The organism is Campylobacter sp. BCW_6877 (assembly GCF_001762445.1).
GTDB lineage: Bacteria > Campylobacterota > Campylobacteria > Campylobacterales > Campylobacteraceae > Campylobacter_D > Campylobacter_D jejuni.
Genome location: NZ_MJWW01000040.1, coordinates 1 through 21,179 on the forward strand (window position 1 = coordinate 1; position 21,179 = coordinate 21,179).

The following is a 21,179-nucleotide window of genomic DNA, read 5'->3' on the forward strand; positions in this document are numbered from 1 at the left end:
CTTAAATTTGCTGCTTTAGATAGTGATATGAGACCAAGCTATGTAAATGAATATACCAATAGTATTTGGGCTAATGCTTTTGGTGGTGCTAACATTATCGATGGAGATAGTGGTGCAATGTATGGTGCTACCGTAGGGGTAGATAAACAAGCTAATGATAATGTTTTATGGGGTGCTTATTTTACTTATGCAAATGCTAAAATCAAAGACAATAATTTAGAACAAAAAAGTGATAACTTCCAATTAGGTATGTATTCTACTATCAATGTAGCTCCACAATGGGAACTTAATCTTAAAGCTTATGCTCAAGTTTCTCCAACTAAACAAGACAATATTCAAACAGATGGTGCATATAACTCAGATTATACAAGCAAATTCTTAGGACTTAGTGCTAATGCAGGTCGTGTGTTTGACTTTAGTGATAATACTTTATTTATCAAACCTTTTGCAGGGATAAATTATTATTTTAGTTATACTCCATCTCATACAGAAAATGGTGCTATTGCTAAAGATATTGATTCTATGAAAAACAATTCTGTAAGTGTTGAAGTGGGTGCTGAATTTAGAAAATATATGAATGAAAACTCTTATATTTTTGTAACTCCAAAAATAGAACAATTTGTTATCAATAGTGGTGATGATTACACAGCTAACCTAGCTGTAAATAATGCTTTCTTTACTAGTGTAGAAGCTAACAACAAGAAAAAAACATATGGGCAAATTATCGTAGGGGGTAATATAGATTTTACAAATCAACTCAGTATGAATCTTGGCTTTGGTGCTAAACAAATACTAGCAGGTAAAGTAGATAATAAAAATGAAACTTACTTAAGTGGTCAAGTAGGACTTAAGTATAAATTTTAATCTTAAAAATCATTTCTAAATCTTTTTATAGTTTAGAAATGATTGTTTATTTCTATGGGAAATCTCCTAGGGCTTTATCTTAAAGCCCTTTTTATAACAAACAAGTAAATAAGTCTTTAGAGTAAAAACCCTAAAAACTTTTAGTTTTCTTTGAAAAGTTTGGAAGCTAAGTGCGTTGCACGACTTTGATCTGTATCTTTTTTAAGTGTTTTATAAATTTTACTTACATATTCTTCTAAGGTTTGTTGAGAATCTATGGTTTTTTCAGAAGAAGGAATTTTTTCATACTCTCCAATGTTTTTAAGCTCATAAGCTAAAACATTATCGCTAAGTTGTAAGCGTAAAAATTGAGCTAATTTAGCTTTGCTTCTTTCATCATATATAGGAGTCATAAGTTCTAAGCGACGCTCTAAATTCCTTGGCATCCAATCTGCACTCGATATAAAATAATTTGGCTCACTATGTTTAAAATAAAATACTCTAGCATGTTCTAAGTATTTTCCTATGATGCTTCTAACGCGTATGTTTTTGCTGTATTCTTCATCAGGTTTTAAGCAACAAATTCCGCGTATGATAAGATCGATTTGTACTCCTTCCATGCTTGCTTCATAAAGCGCTTGTATGATATCACTATCCACAAGAGAGTTCATTTTAGCTACAATCACACCTTCATTTTTTTTGCTTGTTTCAATGCGTATCATTTCTAAAACTTTTTCTTTGATTTGATTTGGACTCATTGAAAGAGTTTGAAGACGACGGTTTTTACTAAAGCCTGATAAGATATGAAAAAATTTTGTCGTATCTCTTGCAAATTCTACTTTGCTTGTAAAATAACTCACATCAGTATAGATTTTAGCACTGCTTGCATTGTAATTTCCTGTGCTTAAATGCATATAAAATTTAAGCTTATCCCCTTGTTTGCGTATGACTTGAGAAACCTTAGCGTGGACTTTAAAACCTGTAATGCCATAAATAACATGAGCTCCGGCATTTTCTAAAGCTTTCGCCCAATGAAGATTATTTTCTTCATCAAAACGTGCTTTTAATTCTACCATCACAGTTACTTGTTTTCCATCGCTTGCAGCATCAATTAAAGCTTGAACTATATTGGAATTTTTTTCAACTCTATAAAGTGTCATTCTTATGGAAATTACTTCAGGATCTTTGCTTGCTTCTTTGATAAATTTATAAACTGGATCAAAACTTTCAAAAGGTTGTATGATGAGTATATCTTCTTTTTCTACAGCATCAAAAATAGATAAATTCTCATCAAAAGGTGGTAAAGTTTTAGGCGTGTAAAGTGGGCTTAAAAGATGTGTAAAGGTTTTATTTCCTGCGATTTGCCAAAGGCTAGGGAGATTGAGTAAAATAGAATATTCATAAACATCTTTATGAAAAATTTTCATGTGAGTATTAAGAAATTCTACGATTTGTTCATCTGCATCTTTTTGAATTTGCAATCTTACAAAAGCTCCTTTTCTGCGAAGCTTCAAGCCTTGTTCTAAAATCATCATAAAATCATCAGCTTCTTCCTCTTCTATTACCATATCTGCATTTCTAGTCACTCTAAATGCTGCTGAAGCTAAGAGTTTATAGCCTGGAAAAATTTCTTCTGTGTGTTGATGGACTATACTTTCTATAGGAACATAAATATTTGCACTTACTTCATAAAAACGAGGTAAAACTCTTGGAATTCTAATCATTCCAAATTTTACAAGCTCAGGATGTGCTTTATCGCAAATTTTAACCGCTAGTGAAAAAGATAAGTTATTTAAATGTGGAAAAGGGTGAGTAGCATCAACAGCTATTGGAACAATAACAGGAAAAATATTGGAGAAAAAATACTCATCACATTTTTGTTTTAAATTTTCATCTAAATTCTCATAATGTTTTATGAAAAGATTTTCTTTTTCTAATTCACTTGTGATTTCATTAAAATAACGCTCCAAAAGCTCTTTTTCTTGGTGTAAGTATTTGCGTATGGCTTTTAATTGTTGTAAAGGGGTCATTTTATCACTACTGCTTGCATTAACCCCAGCTGAAAAAAGTTGTTTTAAGCCTGCGACGCGTATCATATAAAATTCATCTAAATTAGTGCAATATATAGCTATAAATTTTAATTTTTCTAATAAGGGTAAATTTTTAGAACATTGGTCTAAAACACGAGAATTAAAGCGAAGCCAAGAAAGTTCGCGATTGATAAACATATCAGGACTTATTTGCATTAATTTTTCCTTTTTTTTGTTATATTTTATCATTTATTTTAAAATTATTGAATAAAAGTTTCAAATTTTTTAGGTTAATTAAGAGTAAATATATCTTTAAAATTATATTAAATTCATCTATGTTAAAATTACAAAATTTATTTCTGGGAAATTCTGTGACATTATTGTTCTATTGAAGATTTTAAGAAATGATAATTTTAAGGAGGAAAATTTTGAAGAAAACTTCGAATCTTTTTACTATTTTTCTTGTTTTGCTTTTTGTTTTCTTTGCGGTTGGGTTTTATACTTTTTATAACGCTAAGGGCACATCTTATTTAAGCAATGCAAGCGAATCTTGTAATAACTGCCATATTATGAATGAAGTTTATAATGAATACATGGCAGGGCCGCACTCTCAAAAAGTCAAAGGCGAACCTAGGGCAACTTGCGTGGATTGCCATTTGCCACATAATTTTGTAGCTAAGTGGATAGCTAAAGCTCAAAGTGGTTTAGGGCATGCTTATGCTTTTACTTTTAAACTTGATGAGTTGCCTACAAATTTGAGTGTGACTGAAAAAAGCAGAAAAATGGTGCAAGAAAACTGCGTACGCTGTCATGCAGATTTTGCTCAAACAGCTATCAATGCTACAACAAATCCACATGCAGACAAGTCATTAAATTGTGCTTCTTGTCATAAAGATGTTGGACATAAACACGGAATTTAATAAGGAGAAGATGAATGAAAAAAAATATTTTACGCTTGGGTATTGTTGTTTTGGTTTTACTTATAGCGGGAGTTTTATGGCTAAATAATGATATCAATCAAAAAAAAGAAGATGAAGCAAATAAAAATGCCATTGCAGCAAATGCTGATTTTTCTTTGCTTAGTGATGATGATCCAAATTTTGAAAAATGGGGTAAGGTTTTTCCAGAGCAGCTAAAAATGTATTTAACAGTTGAAAAAGAAGAGCCTAAAGCTACTGAATTTGGTGGTAATTTAGCTTATTCAAAATTGATTCGCTTTCCTCAATTAACCATACTTTGGGCAGGATATCCTTTTAGTCTTGATTTCAATGAAGAAAGAGGGCATTTTTGGGTTCAAGTAGATCAAATGAAAACAGCAAGAAACAACAAAGATTTTCTTAATGCTCACGGCCTTGCTGCTTTTAAAGGCCAGCCCGCAGCTTGTATGAATTGTCATAGTGGATGGACTCCATGGCTTATAAAAAATGTTGCTAAAGGGGATTTTACTGCTTTTAACTCTACAAATTATTGGACCATGATTAAAAATATCCCAGCCGTTGATGGTATAGTGGAAAATTCACCTGAACATGCAGGTCCACATGGTGGTAAAAGAATGGGTGTAACTTGTGCAGATTGTCACAATCCAAATGATATGAGTTTAAGACTTACTCGTCCAGCAGCTATTAATGCTTTAGTTTCTAGGGGATATGAAAAAGATCCAGTACAAGGCGTAAAAGCTACAAGAGAAGAAATGAGAACTTTAGTTTGCTCTCAATGCCATGTTGAATACTATTTTAAACCAACAGGGGAAAAAGTAAAAGTAATGGGTGAAACTATTGTAGATGATAGTTCTAAAAAATGGTGGAATGGAACTCAGAAAAATTATGATGAGTATGAGTTTTGGAGAGATGGAAATAAAGCTAAAGAGATTGAAACCGATGGTATAGTTTTAACTTTTCCTTGGAGTGAGTGGAAAAAAGGACAACCATTTAGAATTGAAATGCTAGATGATTATTATGATAAAGTTCGTGGAGTATTTGGAGCTGATTTTACTCATAAATTAACAGGGGCACAAATTATTAAAATTCAACACCCAGAAAGTGAACTTTATAGTGGCGGTGTGCATGCTGCAAATGGAGTAAGTTGCGTGGATTGTCATATGCCTTATGTTAGAGAAGGGGCTAAAAAGGTTACTCAACACAATATCACTTCTCCTTTAAGAGATATTAACTCTGCTTGCAAATCTTGTCATAAACAAAGCGAAGATTATTTAAAAGCTCAAGTACTTGACATACAAAATAGCGTTGCACATGATCAAAGAACTGCAGAGTACGCAATTGTTAGTTTGATTATGGATACTAAAAAACTACGCGATGAGCTAGGCAATATGGAAAAATTCCAAAGCGATGGAAAAGCTGATGCGAAAAAAATTAGCGAAGAGCTAAAAGAAGTTTTAGAACTTCATCGTAAAGCTCAAATGAGAGCGGATTTTGTTAATGCTGAAAACTCAACTGGTTTTCATAATCCTCGCGAAGCTTCAAGAATGTTATTGCAAGCTGTTGATATGGCAAGAATGGGACAAACTAAACTTGTAGAAATTGCGGCAGCAAATGGAATTAAAGATTTTAAAACTTCAAATTTAGGTTTTGAAGATATTCAAAAATTTAATCCAGGAGAGCTTTACTATAAAGTAGATGTTAATGGTCATAAAGCTGGAGAGCGTTACTATGCAGATGAAAAAGATGTTAATGGTAATCCTCCAAAAGAACTTTTAGAGCATGATAAAGAGCTTGTTCCTTATAATTATCAAGTGATTGATAAAAAATAATTCTTAAGCCCTATAAATCATAGGGCTTTTTCTTTTATTTGTTTTAAAAAATATAAACTTTTTATTTGAAGTTCACTTTTACTTCACTTTGTTTTGTCAAAATATAACAAATTTTGATAATCAAAAAGGATTTAAAATGATCAATAAAAATAAATTGTTTAGACAGGTTCATATCTATCTTAGTTTGTTCTTCTTGCCTTGCGCCTTGCTTTTTGCTTTAACAGGTATAGCGTATATTTTTGGTATTAATCAAGATGTGGGTTTGAAAGTTGAGCAGTATCAATTGTCAAAAGTTATAGAAAGTGGTAAAGAAAGAGAAGCTTTAATAGAGTACTTAAAAACAAATGGTTTAAAAGTGCCATCTAATACAGATATCATTAAAAGTAAAGATAAAGGCATAACAATAGGCGGAACTCATTATAGTGCTAATATAACTCAAAATTCTACTAATGAATACAACATTACCTTAAAAACAAGATCTTTACTTGGAGATATGATTATGCTTCATAAAGATAAGGGTGCTTGGTATTTTTCTGTGCTTAGTGTAGGCTTTGGTATTACTTTATTTATGCTTTATATTTCAGGGCTTATGATTACTTTGTTTGCAAATAAAAAAGATAGAAGTAAACAATTTGCAGTTCTTGGAGTAGGGGTTGTTGTAACTTTGCTTTTGGCTTATCTTAGCCTTTGATTTTTCCTAGCTTTTTAAGCTAGGTATTATTTATTTTTTTGTATAATCACACTTTACTTTTATTGGACAGATGGGTGAGTGGCTGAAACCACACCCCTGCTAAGGGTGCAGATCTTAACGGGTCTCGAGGGTTCAAATCCCTCTCTGTCCGCCACTAAAACTTTCTTGAAAATTCCAAGTATTTTATTAAGTATTAAAGCAAGAGACTAGCTCTTGCGAGATTGTATTATTTTACAGCGTTTTTGATTTCTAAAATCATAGTTTTTAAAGACTCTAGTCCATTTCCACTTGCTAAATACCAGTATTCTGGATCAAGATAGATGATTTTTTTGTTTTGTGCTGCTTTGGTTTTAGCGACAAGCGCATTATCGAGTATGCCTTGAGCGCGTTCTTTGTTGCCTACAATGATATTTCTATCAACAACAAAAATATAATCAGGATTTTTTTCTAGTATAAATTCAGAATTGATACTTTTGCCATGTGTGCCTACTTTTATATTCTCATCTACTGCGTTAATCCCTAAAACATCGTGAATAATCCCAAAGCGAGATTGAGGACCAAAGGCTGAAATTTTGTTAGAATTTGTAAGAATGATAAGAGCTTTTTTATCTTCATTAACTATGCTTTTGGCTTTTTCAATTTCATTTTTAATATCTGAAATTTTTTCTAAAGCTTCTTTTTCTAAACCATAAAGTTTTGCAATGCTTAAAACATTATTTTCAAAAGAGCTTAAAAAATTTGCATTATCAAGACCTACAAATAAAGTTGGAGCTATTTCTTTTAACTTATCATAAAATTTACTTTGGCGTCCAGAAATGATGATAAGATCAGGTTTTAAAGCATTAATGGCTTCAAAATCAACTTGTTGCACTCCACCTACACTAGGTTTGTTTTTAAATTGTTGTAGGTATTTTGGTAAATTTTTAGCAGGAACGCCTGCGACTTTATCGTTTAATTTTAAAGCATCAAAAGTATCTAAAATTCCAAGATCCAAGATCACTACCTTAGAAGGATCTTTAGGGATTTTATTTTCTCCTAGACTATCCTTTACTAAAAAACTATCACCTTCATCACTCATGCTGATAGGCAAAACTTTCACCGTAGCAGTGTTGGTTTTTGTTGTAGAGCTTGCGTTGTTTTCATTTGAGTTTGAATTACAAGCTGTTAAGATTAGACTTAAAAAAAATGCAAAAAATGCAAAAACTAAAGATTTTTTCATATTTTCTCCTTTTTAAAAATAAATACAAATTTTCTTACCATCAATTTGACTTACGGGTATATCCATATCATAAATTTGTTTTAAATTTTCTTGATTGATGATTTCATCTTTTGAGCCTTGTTTTAAAAGCTTCCCATCTTTTAAGGCTATGATTTCATCAGAATAAATCGAAGCAAAATTAATATCATGCAATACAACAGCTATACTTTTGTTAAAGTCTTTGACTAAATTTTTCATTAGTTGCATGATTTGTACGCTATGCTTCATATCAAGATTGTTTAAAGGTTCATCAAACATTATAAATTCAGTATCTTGAGCGATGATCATGGCTATAAAAGTTCTTTGTTTTTGTCCGCCGCTTAATGTATCTAAAAATTCATTTCTTAAGTTACTAAGCCCCATGTATTCTAAAGCTTCATTGATTTTGATTTTATCGTTTGCATTAAGTCTTCCTTGAGAATGCGGAAAACGCCCAAAAGCGACTAATTCTTCAACTTTTAATCTTAAATTGATATTGTTTTGTTGTTTGAGAATGGAAATTTTTTGTGCTAAGATTTGCTCTTTATAGTCTTTTAAATTCATTCCATCGATATAAATTTCTCCGCTACTAGGTTTTATCAAACGACTTGCTAGAGCTAAAAGAGTGGATTTTCCAGCACCGTTGGCTCCTATTATAGAAGTGATTTTGCCTTTATGAAAATCAAGGCTAAGATCTGAAATAATGGCTTTATTGTCATAAAATTTGGTGATATTTTTTAGTTTAATCATAATTTATTACCCTTTAATACAAGATAGATAAAATATATCCCACCTAAGAAATTAATAACCACGCTTATAGTGGCATTATAATCAAAAACTTTAGAGACAAAAAATACCCCTCCAAGCAAAGCTAAAATGCTAATGAGTATACAAGCGCTTAGCAAAATACTATGCTTTGCAGTTTTAAATAGCTCATAAGTGATATTTACTACCAAAAGTCCTAAAAAGGTTATAGGACCTACAAGCGCGGTGCTAATAGAAGTTAAAATAGCTATGATAATCATCAATTGTTTTGAAATTTTTTGATAATTTATCCCTAAATTTATCGCTAAATCTTTGCCTAAATTCAAAGGATCCAAAAATTTCATATAGCGAAAAATCCATATAAAACTTAAAAAGCTAATAATATAAGCAAGAATTAAAACATCAAAAGCAATATTATCAAAGCTAGCAAACATTCTTCCTTGTATCACCATGAATTCATCAGGGTCGATTAATACTTCAAAAAAAGAGCTTAAAGTGCTAAAAAGTGTTCCAAAAACTAAGCCTAAAAGCATGATAAGATAAATGCTTCTATCGCTACTAAATAAAATTTTATAAAGTCCTAGTGAAAAAACTACCATACAAACCAGAGTGATTAAAAAATTAATATCGTTTTTATAAACACTTAAATTAGCCGCACCAAAAGAAAAGATAAGAGCACTTTGAAGTAACATATATAAAGAATCTAATCCTATGATAGCAGGGGTTAGAATTTTGTTATTGCATAAAGTTTGAAAAATCACTGTTGAAACAGCGATACAAATAGCTACTATGATAATAGCTGCAATTTGTAAAAAACGACTTTTTAAGGCGTACCCATCAAAGCCATTTAAACCCACAAGTATAAAAATCCCTATCATACCAAGTGTTAAAAAGCTTAAAATCAGCATTTTTTTACGCATAAACTTTCCTTTTTAACAAAAGAAAGATAAAGATTAAAGATCCTAAAACACCTGTAGTGATACTTAAAGGCATTTCAAAAGGAAAGATGACAAGTCTTGAAATGATATCGCAAACAAGTAAAAACAAAGCTCCACAAAGTGCTATATAGATAAGATTTTTTCTAAGATTATCACCTAGATAAAGAGCTACTAAATTTGGGATAATTAGCCCTAAAAAAGGGATAATCCCAACGCTTACAATCACTAAACTAGTGATAATGCTTACAATCATCAAACCTAAAAATAATATCCCATTATAAGAAATTCCAAGATTTAAAGCTATATCTTCGCCCATGCCAACTATGGTGATTTTATGAGCTAAAAAATAAGCAAGTATAAAAAGCGGTAAAGAAATGTAAAGCAATTCATAATTTCCCTGCATAACATTTGCCATACTGCCTTGTAACCAGCCTTGGATATTTTGTATATAATTTAAAGCATAGGCAAAAAAAGTGGTTATAGCACTAATAATGCCTCCAAACATCAAGCCTATCAAAGGTACAAAAATCACATCTTTGAGTTTGATTTTTCTTAAAATTTGGATAAATATAAAAGAACCCAAAAGCGCAAATACAGATGCAATGATAGCTTGAGTGAAAAAAGACGCTCCAGCAAAAAATATTAAAGAAACAAGTATGCCAAATTTAGCACAATCCATAGTTCCTGCTGTAGTTGGAGAAACGAATTTATTTTGCGTGAGTTGTTGCATGATAAGCCCGCATATACTAAGACTCATTCCCGTGAGTAAAATCGCTATAAGTCTAGGAATTCTTGTGAGAGTTATGATTTCTAATTGAGTGGAGTTAAGATTAAGAATATCTTTTACATTGATACTGATAACTCCTATAAATAAACTTATCATTCCAAAGAATAAAAGTAAAGCTATAAGCACTTTTAAACTCAATATATGCTTAAAAAACAAATCTTTCCTTATAGTAATAATAATTATCAAAAATGAAATTGTAATGAAATTTGTTTTAAGAAATGATAAAACTACAAAGGATATTTTAGTAAGAAATCAAAAATCCAGTGGAAAGTCTTTGCAAGTGTTTGTTATAGTCTATAAGGCTTTCTCCGTAGCCATTAAAGTATTGTAAATACCAATAAATTCCGTTATTAAAAATATCATATCCTAGATCAACTTGTATAGCGCCTTTGTTATTGCGGAATTTAAGATTGTTTCTTAGCATAAGATTGATAAAATAATCATCGCCTAAATACGCTAAATTCACATCAAAATTTCCCATATAATGCAAGATGGCAGGATTATCATCATCTTTTTTGCTTTCGGGAATTCTATACCAAAGGCGTGGAACAAATAAAAATTTATTATATAAAATAGCTGTAGATACATAAATTCTATTCCATGAGCGAGATTGCAAATTCTCATCTCCCTTGCCATTGCTTTCATGTAATATACCTACGCGTAGGTTGTTAAAAAATTCATAATTTTTAAGATACAAAGGAAAATCTATAAAAAATTCTGGCTGATAGTTGGTTTCTCTAAAAGGAGAAGAATGCTCATAAATTTGCCACCAAGAAGTTTGGGTATAGGCAATATAATATTTTTCATCCAATCCTAGCAAATTTTCAAAAAGCCTTTTTTTAATGCTAAGTTGAAATTTAGCTTCACTTTTATTGTGATTTTCTTCCAGAGAGTTAAAACTATAAGCCAAAGGTAGAAAATAATTCATTTTATAAGCACTAATGCCAAGAGGGTTAAAGTATTCATCTTCTTCAAGATAATTTGCCAAGGCAAGACGAGCAAAATCTTGTCTTTCTTCTTTGGCTGCAATAATAGATTTTTCATTTTGAGTAGTTTGTTTAGTTTTATTTTGTTCTTGAGGGATTAAAACAGATGAATTTTTTAAAGCGAGTTTTTTGTAAATTTCCATAGCTTTTTTATAATCGCCTTGTTTTTCATACTCTAAAGCTTGTTGTAAATCACTAGCCCATATAAAAACACATAAGCTTAAAAATAAAGCAATTTTTCTCATTTTAACTCACTTTTAAATTTTTCATATTCTTCATAAAAATTAAGATTTAAAAAAGCATCTTCATCTTCAAATTCCACAAATTTGGTTTTAATCTCAGAAAATAAAAGTCCTATTTTTTGTTCATTTTTTTCTAAGAAATTTTTACAAGTTTGAGCTAAAGAGCTGTGATAAAAGCCGCACAAGGGATGTTTATGTAAAGGAGTTTTGGCTATGATTATTTTATAGTTTTGCTCTAAAAAAGGAAGCATTTTTAAAAGCTCATTTTCACCTACTTTAGGACTATCTACACTTAAAACAAAAACAAATTCATTTTTAAAATTTGAAAGTATAGAGTAAAGCGCAAGCATAGGAGAGTAAACTTCAAATTCTAAAGAATCTTTTATCAAGCTAAAATGGTTTTCAAATTTGTCTTTTTTTGCGCTCACATAGACATTTTTAAAAATTTTAGAAAATTTATTTACTTGAAATTGAGTTAAATTTTGATTTTTAAGAATCAATTTGCTTTTATCTTGTCCCATACGACTAGATTTACCACCACATAAAATCACACAATTTAGCTCATTAAGCTGCACAAATTTCCTTTTTTAGTTTAATTCTACCACAAATTCGCTAAAATATTTTATAATTTCTTTTATGAAATACACAGAACTTTTACAATTGCAAACTTTTTTTTCTCAGTTTAAAAAAATCGATTTTATCAAGCGTATCAATGACAATATTTTGGAATTAAGCTTTGATAAAGAAAGATTTATTTTTGATCTTACTCGTGCAATGAGTGCGATTTATACAGCTAAATTTAATGCAAAAAACTATAATGCACCTTTTGATTTTATGCTTAAAAAGTATTTTAGTAATGCTTTTATAAAGGAAGTTAAAGTCCTTAAAGGCAATCGTATTTTATGTTTTAGTGTAAAAGCTAATAAGACTTATAAAAGCTATGAGAGTAAAATTTATTTTGAATTTACGGGTAAAAATACCAATGTTATTCTTACAGATGAAAAAGATTTGATCATAGAGGCTTTAAGGCACATTGATAAAAGCTATCGCGTTGTAAAACCTAATGTGATTTTAGAGCCTTTAAAGCCTTATAAAATGGATGAAAGTTTTGAGGAAATTAAAGATTTTAAAGATTATTTTTCTTGCAAATTTACAAGCATTTATGAGAGTAAAATCAAACAAATAAAAAATTTAAAACTTGCACAAGTGGATAAAAAAATACAAAATTTACAAGAACTTTTTTCTAGTTTAGATGAAGAAAATTCTTTACTCTTAAAAGCTTTAGAATACAGAAAAAGGGCTGATGTATTGTTTGCAAATTTGAGTGTTTTAAAAGATTATGAAAGGGAATTTAAGCTTGATGATTTTGAAGGCAAAGAGCTTGAATTTAAGCTTGAATTTAGTCCTAAGCAAAGTGCTAATTTATATTATAAAAATGCTAAAAAATTAGAACAAAAAGCTAAAAATTTAAACATACAAAGGCAAAATTTAAAAGAAAAATTAGATTTTACCTTGAGTTTAAAAGAATTATTGCTTCAAGCTAAGAGTGAGATAGAGCTTGAAATTTTACTACCTAAAAAAAATAGCAAAAAAAATCAAGATCATAAACAAGAAGATCTTGTGGCAAATTTTTATTTTAATGAGTTTAAAATTTGCGTGGGTAAAAATGAAAAAGGCAATGAATTTTTACTTAAAAATGCTAAAAAAGATGATTTGTGGCTTCATGTAAGGGATATTCCTAGTGCGCATACTTTGATTGTATCAAACAAGCAAAAAATCAGCCTTGATGTGATAGAATTTGCTGCAAGGCTTTGTGTAAGCTTTTCTAAGTTAAAGAAAGGTTCGTATTGGGTCGATTATACCTTAAAAAATTTTGTTAAGGTTCAGCAAAAGGCGTTTGTAAATTATACAAATTTTAAAAGTATTAATATCACGAAGGATTAAAATGCCAGTTAGCCCATTAGGAAATGTCAATTATATAAATCAAAATATGGCTTATCCAGCTACACAAGCAAGCAATGAGCTTGCAAAAGAAGGTTTTGCAGCTACGCTAAATATGGCTGAATTTAATGAAAAAGAAAAAACTTTAAACAAGCTTGAAAAAGTCAATGAGACTCATGAAATTAAAGAAGAGATCAAAGAGAAAGCCGAACAAGAAGAAAAAAAGAAAAAACACAATCAAGAAGCTAAAACTAGCGATGATGAGAAAAATGAAGAAGATGAGTCTAAAGATCCAAATTTTAAAGACGCACAAAGCATTCATCGCTTAGATATTAGTATATAAGGAAAAATATGTTTAATACAGCTAGAATTATTTCAGCTCTTGTGATGATAGGGGCTATTATTATTATCGCGTTGATTGATCAATTTTTTATCAATTTTATCGTTTTTGCGGTTTTATTGTATTTATCTTTTAGTGAAGCAAAAAAACTTTTTGTTTTAGAAAATATTTCTATTATCCCTTTGGCTATAGCTTTTATTTTGGGAAGTTTATCGCATAAAGCTTTGTTTTTTGGGATTTTAGCTTTGTTATTAGTCGTTGGATATTTGGTTTATAAAAAGGCTTCCTTAAAACCAGCTCTTATTTATATTTATCCTAGTTTGCCTATTTTAGCACTTTGGCAAGTGTATTTAGATCAGGGTATGTTCGCGCTTTTTTGGCTTATCATTATCGTTGCAGCTTGTGATAGTGGAGCGTATTTTATCGGAAAACTTATGGGTAAAACCCCTTTTTCTCCAACAAGTCCAAACAAAACCTTAGAAGGTGTTATAGGTGGCTTGATTTGTGCGAGTATTATTGGAACTATTTTAGGAGTTTTTGTTTATAGTTTTTGGCTTTCTTTGCTTTGTTCGTTTTTTGTAGCGATTTTTGCAGTAATTGGAGATTTGCTTGAGAGTTATTTTAAAAGAGAAGCAGGTGTAAAAGATAGTGGAGATCTTATCCCTGGTCATGGGGGCGTGCTCGATAGAATCGATGCAGTGATCATTGCTGCTTTTGTAATGGTTGCTCTTTTATGATACTTTTTGGAAGTACGGGTAGCATAGGAGTAAATGCTCTTAAACTTGCTGCTTTAAAAAACATTCCCATTTCTGCTTTAGCTTGTGGAGATAACATTGCTCTTTTAAATGAACAAATCGCAAGATTTAAGCCTAAATTTGTTGCCATAAAAGATTCAAAAAATAAGCATTTAGTTAAACACGATAGAGTTTTTATAGGACAAGAAGGTTTAGAGCAAATTTTAACAGAATGCCAAGACAAACTTTTGCTCAATGCCATTGTAGGTTTTGCAGGACTTAAAAGCACTTTAAAGGCTAAAGAACTTGGCAAAAACATAGCCTTAGCTAACAAAGAAAGTCTTGTGGTAGCGGGGAGTTTTTTAAAAGGGGCTAAATTTTTACCCGTTGATAGTGAGCATGCGGCTTTAAAATTTTTACTCGAAGGTAAAAAAAATATAGCAAAACTTTATATCACAGCAAGTGGCGGAGCTTTTTATAAGTACAAAATCAAAGATTTAAATCAAGTTAGTGTCAAAGATGCTTTAAAACATCCTAATTGGAACATGGGAGTAAAGATCACTATAGATAGTGCGACTATGGCAAATAAGCTCTTTGAGATTATAGAGGCTTATCATTTATATGATTTTAAAGAAATTGATGCTTTAATAGAACCAAGATCTTTAGTACATGCAATGTGTGAATTTAAAAATGGAGCTAGCACGGCGTATTTTTCAAAAGCAGATATGAAATTAGCTATTTCAGATGCTATATTTGAAAAACAAGATACGCCTATTTTAGAGGCTGTTGATTTTAGCAAAATGCCTGCTTTAAAATTTCATAAAATTAGCACAAAAAAATATCCTATTTTTAAGCTTAAAAACACATTTTTAAAAGAGCCAAATTTAGGTGTTATCATCAATGCTGCTAATGAAGTTGGTGTTTATAATTTTTTAGAAAATAAAAGTAGATTTTTAGATATTGCTAGATACATTTTTAAAGCTCTTGATCACTTTGGAGTACCTAAAATTTCAAGCATAGAAGAAGTTTTTGAGTATGATTTTAAAACAAGAGAGTATTTAAGGAGTTAAAATGAAATTTTTTTTAACAATTTTATTTCTTATAACAAGTATTTTTGCTTTAGAGCTAGACTTTAGCGTAGGAGAAAATGGAAAAAGCCTAGATGATAATAATACGGTTTTGATCTTTGGTGGAATTCAAGGCGATGAGCCTGGTGGATTTCATGCGGCAAGTTTGCTTTTGAGTGATTATAATATCACTAAGGGTAAGATTATAGTGGCTCCAAATTTAGCTTTTGATAGTATTATCAAGCGTTCGCGTGGGAATAATGGGGATTTAAACCGTAAATTTGCAAGCATTAGCCCAAAAGATCCTGATTATAAGAGAGTTCAACGCATTAAAGAGCTTATTTTGCTTCCTGAAGTTAGTATGGTGATCAATCTTCACGATGGTTGGGGTTTTTATAAACCCACTTATATCGATGCGATGCAAAATCCTAAGCGTTGGGGAAATTCAAGCGTGATTGATACAAGCGAAATCAATGCAAGCAAATACCCCGATCTTGAAAATATCGCTACTCAAACCGTAAATAGTGTCAATTCTTCACTTGCTGATCCAAAGCATGCTTATCATCTTAAAAACACCAAAACCCAAGAGCTTGGTGATACGGAAATGCTTAAAGCTTTAACTTATTTTGTGATTTCAAATCACAAAGCCGCTTTTGCAAATGAAGCGAGTAAAAATCTGCCTGTAAATTTAAGAGCTTATTATCATCTTTTGGCAATTGAAAATTATCTAAAAACCGCAGGAATTGAATTTAGTAGAGATTTTGAACTTACTCCACAAGGGGTTGATAAAGCCATAAATAAAGAGCTTGAAGTGAAACTTTTTGATGATAGAATTTTACTTTCTTTAAAAAATCCAAGAAAGGTTATCAACTATGTGCCTTTTCCGGTAAATAAAGAGTTAAATTATAACACAAGCAATGAACTTACCGCTGTTATCGCAGAAGGAAATTCTTTTTATATCCAGTATGGCAATCGTTTTCAAACAAGATTATATCCTGAGTATTTAGAATTTAGTGATGCTTTTAATGAAGTAACTTTTCAAGTTGATGGTAATGAAACCACAGCTTCTTTTGGAAGCAAGGTAAAAGTAAAAGAGAATTTTCTTATCCCAAAGATAGCTAATGTGCGTGTAAATATCATAGGCTTTGATCATGGAAAAGATGAAAGTGGTATTTTAGTTCATAAAAAAAATATGCAAACACAATACTCTTTAGATATGGCGGGTAAAATTTATAGAGTGGAATTTTATGAGTTAAGAGGGGCAAATTTGCAACAACTTTTAGAGGCAAATACCAATAGTAAGTTGATCAAAAATGCTAAAAATTTGGATTTAAACACTCTTAAAATGGCAAGATCAAAAGATAAATTCTTAGGTTCTATTTTAGTGGAATTTGAATGAAAAATCTTATCCTAGCTATAGAAAGTTCTTGCGATGATAGTTCTATAGCTATCATTGATAAAAATACCTTAGAGTGTAAATTTCATAAAAAAATTTCCCAAGAATTAGATCATAGTATCTATGGGGGAGTGGTACCCGAACTTGCTGCAAGACTTCATAGCGAAGCTTTACCAAAGATACTTAAGCAATGCAAAGAGCATTTTAAAAATCTTTGTGCCATAGCTGTGACAAATGAACCTGGACTTAGTGTTTCTTTGCTCAGTGGAATTTCTATGGCAAAAACCTTAGCAAGCGCTCTAAATTTACCTTTAATTCCTATAAATCATCTTAAAGGTCATATTTATAGTCTTTTTTTGGAAGAAAAAATTTCTTTAGATATAGGAATTTTGCTTGTTAGTGGCGGGCATACTATGGTGCTATATCTTAAAGATGATGCAAACTTAGAGCTTTTAGCAAGCACAAATGATGATAGCTTTGGAGAAAGTTTTGATAAAGTGGCCAAAATGATGAATTTAGGTTACCCTGGTGGGGTTGTCATAGAAAATTTAGCAAAAAATGCTAAACTTAAAAATATCTCTTTTAACATACCTTTAAAGCATTCTAAAGAAATTGCTTTCAGTTTTTCAGGACTTAAAAATGCAGTGCGTTTAGAAATTTTAAAGCATGAAAATTTAAGTGACGATATAAAAGCTGAAATAGCTTATGCCTTTGAAAATACAGCTTGTGATCATATCATGGATAAATTAGAAAAAATTTTTAATCTTTATAAATTTAAAAATTTTGGCGTTGTAGGCGGAGCTAGTGCAAATCTTAATTTGCGTTCGCGTTTGCAGAATTTATGTCAAAAATATAATGCAAATTTAAAACTAGCTCCTTTAAAATTCTGCTCTGATAATGCTTTGATGATAGCAAGGGCTGCAGTTGATGCTTACGAAAAAAAGGAATTTGTAAGCATAGAAGAAGATATTTTAAGCCCTAAAAATAAAAATTTTTCAAGGATATAGATGAGAAAAGCTTTTACTATATTGGAACTTGTTTTTGTGATTGTTATCTTGGGAATTTTAGCCGCTATTGCCTTGCCAAAGATGAGTTCAAGCAAGGATGAAGCTGAAGTTAGTAAGTCTTTAAATAACCTTAAAACTTTGATTAATGATATAAGTATTTATACTTTAAAAAATGATCATTTAAACTCTATAAAAACGATGAGCAATGTAAGTGGGGTTGAAAATGTCGATCTTAGTAATTTTAACGGCACAAAAGAAGTAAATTTTCGCGTAGGCGATGATAAAGAATGCTTAAAACTTGTTTTTATAAATAAAGCTGATTTTATACTTATGGGAATTTCAAGCAATGAAGCAAGTAAAAATGCTATCATCAACGCAGCCAATCAAAGCCATGAAGATTTAGAAAATGTAGACTTTACGAGCCCTTCTAGCAATAAAGCTTGCGTGATCTTAAGTAAGAATGAAAATTTTAAAAACCTAGCGAGTAAAACTTATCTTTTAATAGGAGGAAGGTAAATGTTAGTGAGTAAAACTTATGAGATTGACTCTTGTGATGATGTAGAACTTAGCATAAAAAGAGAATCAAAGCTTGAATTTAAGCTTTGGTATGATGATGAAAAAACACCCAAAGCTTTAGTGTTTGTGGTGCAAGGAGTGGGTGCGGATTGTAATGATGTATATTTAAAATTTATCGTAGAGTATTTGCTTAAAAAATTTAATTTAGCTTTTGTTGGAGTGAATTATCACTGTATTGGTAATCGTCCTCAAACTGGATCAACTTTTTATTTAGATGATATAGACAAGCTTATTTTAAAAGTAAGTTGTGAAGCTATAGACATAAAGCTTCCTTATGATGTTGATAAAATTCAAGACTATAAACAAATGAGTGAAATTTTTCATTTTATAAATAATCAAATAACCAAAGGCAAACAAAAAGGTGATTTTGCACCAAATTATTTTTTAAATTTGCATGTGAGTTTGCAACCTACAAAAAATGAGTATCAAAATTTTGGAATCATGCAAGCTCAAGATCTTTTAAATGTCGCACTTTATCTTAAAAAACATGCTCCTTTTGATACTATGGGGGGGGTATACCAGTTATCATGATAGGGGGTTCTCATGGGGGATATTTAGCACATTTAGCCGCTAAAATTGCTCCTTGGCTTGTAGATGGAGTGATAGATAATTCTAGTGGTGCTAAGTTTTTATGGAGAGTTGTAGGTTTTGGAAAGGAAATAGATTTTATGCAGTACAGCGAATTTGCTACTTTTGATTTTTTTCATCATATTAAAACATACTGTTCGACAAAAACTTTTTGGACAAGTAATTCTTCATCGCCTCATTTTTTTTCTCCCGCAAGAAGAAAAATTCGGAATCTTCTAGAAGAAGATCATCTTTTAGAGCAATCAAAATGTTCAAAAACTCGCTTTATAAGTTATCATTCATTATATGATGAGTATGTTTCTTTAAAAGAAAAAACTATGCTTTATGAAGAGCTTGAGAAACTTGGCTTTGATGCAACTTTGCATTCTATTACTAAAGAATCTCAAGTTGATGGAAAATTTATTAAAAACTTAAATCATGGCATGGGAATTCCAGTAAAACTTTTGATTAAGAAAGAACTTCCTTTGATGCTAGAAAAAATAAAACAAAATCCAAAAAAAGATTATAAAGAAAAATGCATCTCTTATCCTTGTGAGGATTTGTTGTATCAATTTAGCGAAAAAGATGACAAAATATCACTCAAAATAGATAAAATTTAAGGAAAGCTAATGACCATACTAGAAAAAAACATACAAGCTTTATTAAGCGGGGTAAATGAACCCTTAGGAAATAAACTTTTAAATTTCATACAAAATAAAACTTGTTCTCGATTTAATATAGATGAAAATTTGAATATCTTTGATAAAACCCATAATGTTTTTATGTATGAAAACTTAGAAGAAGAAATAAATTTTTTCTATCAAAGTGTTTTAGAAAAGACTCCTAGATATCCTTTTGTATGTATTTATGGTATAGGCAATGCCTTGCTTATTAAAAATTTAGCTAAACACTATAAACATCTTTTTGTATTTGAAAGTGAAATAGAACTTTTTATCCTGGCTTTAAGTACACTGGATTTGAGTGAAGAGCTTTGTAGTGGAAAAATTTATCTTGTGGATATCGAAGAAGAAAGAGTAGATATTCAACTGCTTATACTTTTTGATATGAAAGATATGTTTGAGTACTTAAGTTTGTATGAAATGTTTGTGAATAATGTTTATTATAAAAAGTTTTATGAGGATATCTGGCATAAAGCAGATGAGCTTTGCGAGAAAAATATAAAAGTTGTGATAAGAAATTTAAATTCTAGTTTATGCATCGGTTTTGAGTGTTATTCTCATCTTTTACAAAACATCCCTTCTATGCTTGAAAGCATTCCTTTTCAAAGAATCTTAAATGAAAGAAAAAACAAATTTGAAAATGCTATAGTAGTTTCTGCAGGACCTAGTTTAGCTAAACAACTTTCTTTACTTAAAGCTTATCAAGATAAAGCAGTGATCTTTTGTGCTGATGGGGCTTTGAACATGCTTGAAAAAGAAGGTATAGTGCCTGATTATGTTACGAATTTAGATTTTACTGATCTAGCAATGAAATTTTTTCAAAATAAAGAAAATAAAACTTCTTTAAATATGCTTTCATGCGCCACTCATCCTAGTTTGGTTCGTGTACTAGATAATAAAAGTGTGATTTTAAGAGATGATCCTTTATACCAACGCTTCAATCTTAATGACTTTGGTTATGTTGATACAGGTACTCATGTAAGTCATTTTTCTTATACCTTAGCTTTGGCTTTAGGATTTAAAAATATTATTATGATAGGGCAAGATTTGGCCTTTGATGAAGAAGGAAATTCACATTCAAAAGGTTTTGATTTTGGGGAGAAATTTAGCGATGAAGAAAATATAGACAAACTTAAAGTCCCCGCCTATGCAAGTAAAGGAGAAGTTTTAACTCATATGACTTGGAATGATTATCGCATAAAGCTTGAATATCTTTTTGCTTGCAACAGTAAAGAAGCTAAATTTTACAATGCTACTGAAGGTGGAGCAAGGATTAATTTTACTGAAGAACTTTCCTTTAAAGAATGTTGTGAAAAACTCCTTACAAAAGAAAAACCTAAATTTGAACTTCCAAAAAGTTTAACTAAAAATAGAAGTGACAAACTCCTAGTTAAATTCAAAGAAAAAATACAAAAAGATCAAGATAATGCTAAAAGATTTTTAAATGATGCTTTAGTTTTAAAACAAATTTTAGAAAATATACTCAGTAAAGATTTTATTTTACCTTTGGAATTTTTAGAAAAAGTTTATCAAAATATAGAAAATTTTAATCACTCTTTAGATGAAGATGAGTTTATACAGGATG

Annotated in this window: 18 protein-coding genes, 1 tRNA gene and 2 pseudogenes; 14 read left to right on the plus strand and 7 right to left on the minus strand. The window is 30.5% G+C overall.

Annotated elements, in window-relative coordinates; genetic code table 11:
- Positions 1-864: pseudogene (gene capC, locus AJ936_RS05410) on the plus strand (autotransporter adhesin CapC); the annotation flags it as partial.
- A 140-nt stretch (positions 865-1,004) separates the two neighbouring features.
- Here capC and AJ936_RS05415 read toward each other — a convergent pair.
- Positions 1,005-3,089: an RNA degradosome polyphosphate kinase gene (locus tag AJ936_RS05415; RefSeq protein ID WP_070274155.1), complete on the minus strand. Its 2,085-nt coding sequence runs from the start codon at positions 3,087-3,089 to the stop codon at positions 1,005-1,007.
- A 188-nt stretch (positions 3,090-3,277) separates the two neighbouring features.
- Between AJ936_RS05415 and nrfH the strand changes: the two genes are divergently transcribed.
- The 4 genes from nrfH (at position 3,278) to AJ936_RS05435 (ending at position 6,485) form a co-directional block, all read left to right on the plus strand.
- Positions 3,278-3,793 carry a cytochrome c nitrite reductase small subunit gene (gene nrfH / locus AJ936_RS05420; RefSeq protein WP_070274156.1) on the plus strand — a complete coding sequence of 172 codons (516 nt, stop codon included), beginning with the start codon at positions 3,278-3,280 and terminating at the stop codon, positions 3,791-3,793.
- Positions 3,794-3,807: 14 nt separating this feature from the next.
- The gene (locus AJ936_RS05425) at positions 3,808-5,640 is read left to right on the plus strand and encodes an ammonia-forming cytochrome c nitrite reductase subunit c552 (RefSeq protein WP_070274157.1); all 1,833 of its coding nucleotides are present in this window, start codon (positions 3,808-3,810) and stop codon (positions 5,638-5,640) included.
- A 136-nt stretch (positions 5,641-5,776) separates the two neighbouring features.
- Positions 5,777-6,331, plus strand: a complete 555-nt coding sequence (locus tag AJ936_RS05430) for a membrane protein (protein ID WP_002892921.1) — start codon at positions 5,777-5,779, stop codon at positions 6,329-6,331.
- 64 nt (positions 6,332-6,395) lie between these two features.
- Positions 6,396-6,485 (plus strand) — tRNA-Ser (locus AJ936_RS05435).
- A gap of 72 nt (positions 6,486-6,557) precedes the next feature.
- Here AJ936_RS05435 and ceuB read toward each other — a convergent pair.
- From ceuB to AJ936_RS05465, 6 genes are all read right to left on the minus strand, one after another.
- Complete coding sequence (ceuB, locus tag AJ936_RS05440; RefSeq protein ID WP_044780299.1) at positions 6,558-7,550, minus strand: enterochelin ABC transporter substrate-binding protein CeuB; 993 nt, start codon at positions 7,548-7,550, stop codon at positions 6,558-6,560.
- A 12-nt stretch (positions 7,551-7,562) separates the two neighbouring features.
- Positions 7,563-8,318 carry an ABC transporter ATP-binding protein gene (locus tag AJ936_RS05445; protein WP_044780298.1) on the minus strand — a complete coding sequence of 252 codons (756 nt, stop codon included), beginning with the start codon at positions 8,316-8,318 and terminating at the stop codon, positions 7,563-7,565.
- Positions 8,315-9,253: an iron chelate uptake ABC transporter family permease subunit gene (locus AJ936_RS05450; RefSeq protein ID WP_070274158.1), complete on the minus strand. Its 939-nt coding sequence runs from the start codon at positions 9,251-9,253 to the stop codon at positions 8,315-8,317. Before AJ936_RS05450 ends, AJ936_RS05445 begins: the two co-directional genes overlap by 4 nt.
- Positions 9,246-10,214 carry an ABC transporter permease gene (locus tag AJ936_RS05455; protein WP_070274159.1) on the minus strand — a complete coding sequence of 323 codons (969 nt, stop codon included), beginning with the start codon at positions 10,212-10,214 and terminating at the stop codon, positions 9,246-9,248. The genes AJ936_RS05450 and AJ936_RS05455 overlap by 8 nt, the downstream gene beginning before the upstream one ends.
- Before the next feature lie 85 nt (positions 10,215-10,299).
- Positions 10,300-11,289: a phospholipase A gene (locus tag AJ936_RS05460; RefSeq protein ID WP_070274160.1), complete on the minus strand. Its 990-nt coding sequence runs from the start codon at positions 11,287-11,289 to the stop codon at positions 10,300-10,302.
- Complete coding sequence (locus AJ936_RS05465) at positions 11,286-11,861, minus strand: molybdenum cofactor guanylyltransferase (protein ID WP_070274161.1); 576 nt, start codon at positions 11,859-11,861, stop codon at positions 11,286-11,288. Before AJ936_RS05465 ends, AJ936_RS05460 begins: the two co-directional genes overlap by 4 nt.
- Before the next feature lie 61 nt (positions 11,862-11,922).
- On the opposite strand from AJ936_RS05465, the gene AJ936_RS05470 reads away from it, so the two are divergent.
- The 9 genes and pseudogenes from AJ936_RS05470 to AJ936_RS05510 form a co-directional block, all read left to right on the plus strand.
- On the plus strand, positions 11,923-13,230 hold the full coding sequence (locus AJ936_RS05470; protein WP_070274162.1) for an NFACT family protein: 1,308 nt from the start codon (positions 11,923-11,925) through the stop codon (positions 13,228-13,230).
- Between the two features lies 1 nt (position 13,231).
- Positions 13,232-13,570, plus strand: coding sequence for a hypothetical protein (locus AJ936_RS05475; protein WP_002855905.1), 339 nt, complete (start codon positions 13,232-13,234; stop codon positions 13,568-13,570).
- 8 nt (positions 13,571-13,578) lie between these two features.
- Positions 13,579-14,304 carry a phosphatidate cytidylyltransferase gene (locus tag AJ936_RS05480; RefSeq protein ID WP_070274163.1) on the plus strand — a complete coding sequence of 242 codons (726 nt, stop codon included), beginning with the start codon at positions 13,579-13,581 and terminating at the stop codon, positions 14,302-14,304.
- Positions 14,301-15,371: a 1-deoxy-D-xylulose-5-phosphate reductoisomerase gene (gene dxr, locus AJ936_RS05485; protein ID WP_070274164.1), complete on the plus strand. Its 1,071-nt coding sequence runs from the start codon at positions 14,301-14,303 to the stop codon at positions 15,369-15,371. Before AJ936_RS05480 ends, dxr begins: the two co-directional genes overlap by 4 nt.
- Position 15,372: 1 nt before the next feature.
- Complete coding sequence (locus AJ936_RS05490; protein ID WP_044778844.1) at positions 15,373-16,767, plus strand: M99 family carboxypeptidase catalytic domain-containing protein; 1,395 nt, start codon at positions 15,373-15,375, stop codon at positions 16,765-16,767.
- Positions 16,764-17,771 carry a tRNA (adenosine(37)-N6)-threonylcarbamoyltransferase complex transferase subunit TsaD gene (gene tsaD, locus AJ936_RS05495; RefSeq protein WP_070274165.1) on the plus strand — a complete coding sequence of 336 codons (1,008 nt, stop codon included), beginning with the start codon at positions 16,764-16,766 and terminating at the stop codon, positions 17,769-17,771. Before AJ936_RS05490 ends, tsaD begins: the two co-directional genes overlap by 4 nt.
- Entirely contained in the window at positions 17,772-18,287 is a 516-nt protein-coding gene (locus AJ936_RS05500; protein WP_070274166.1) for a type II secretion system protein, read from the plus strand.
- Positions 18,288-19,534 (plus strand): annotated as a pseudogene (locus AJ936_RS10130) (DUF2920 family protein).
- A 9-nt stretch (positions 19,535-19,543) separates the two neighbouring features.
- Positions 19,544-21,179 (plus strand): motility associated factor glycosyltransferase family protein (locus AJ936_RS05510; protein WP_070274167.1); only part of this gene is annotated, 1,636 nt, incomplete at its 3' end.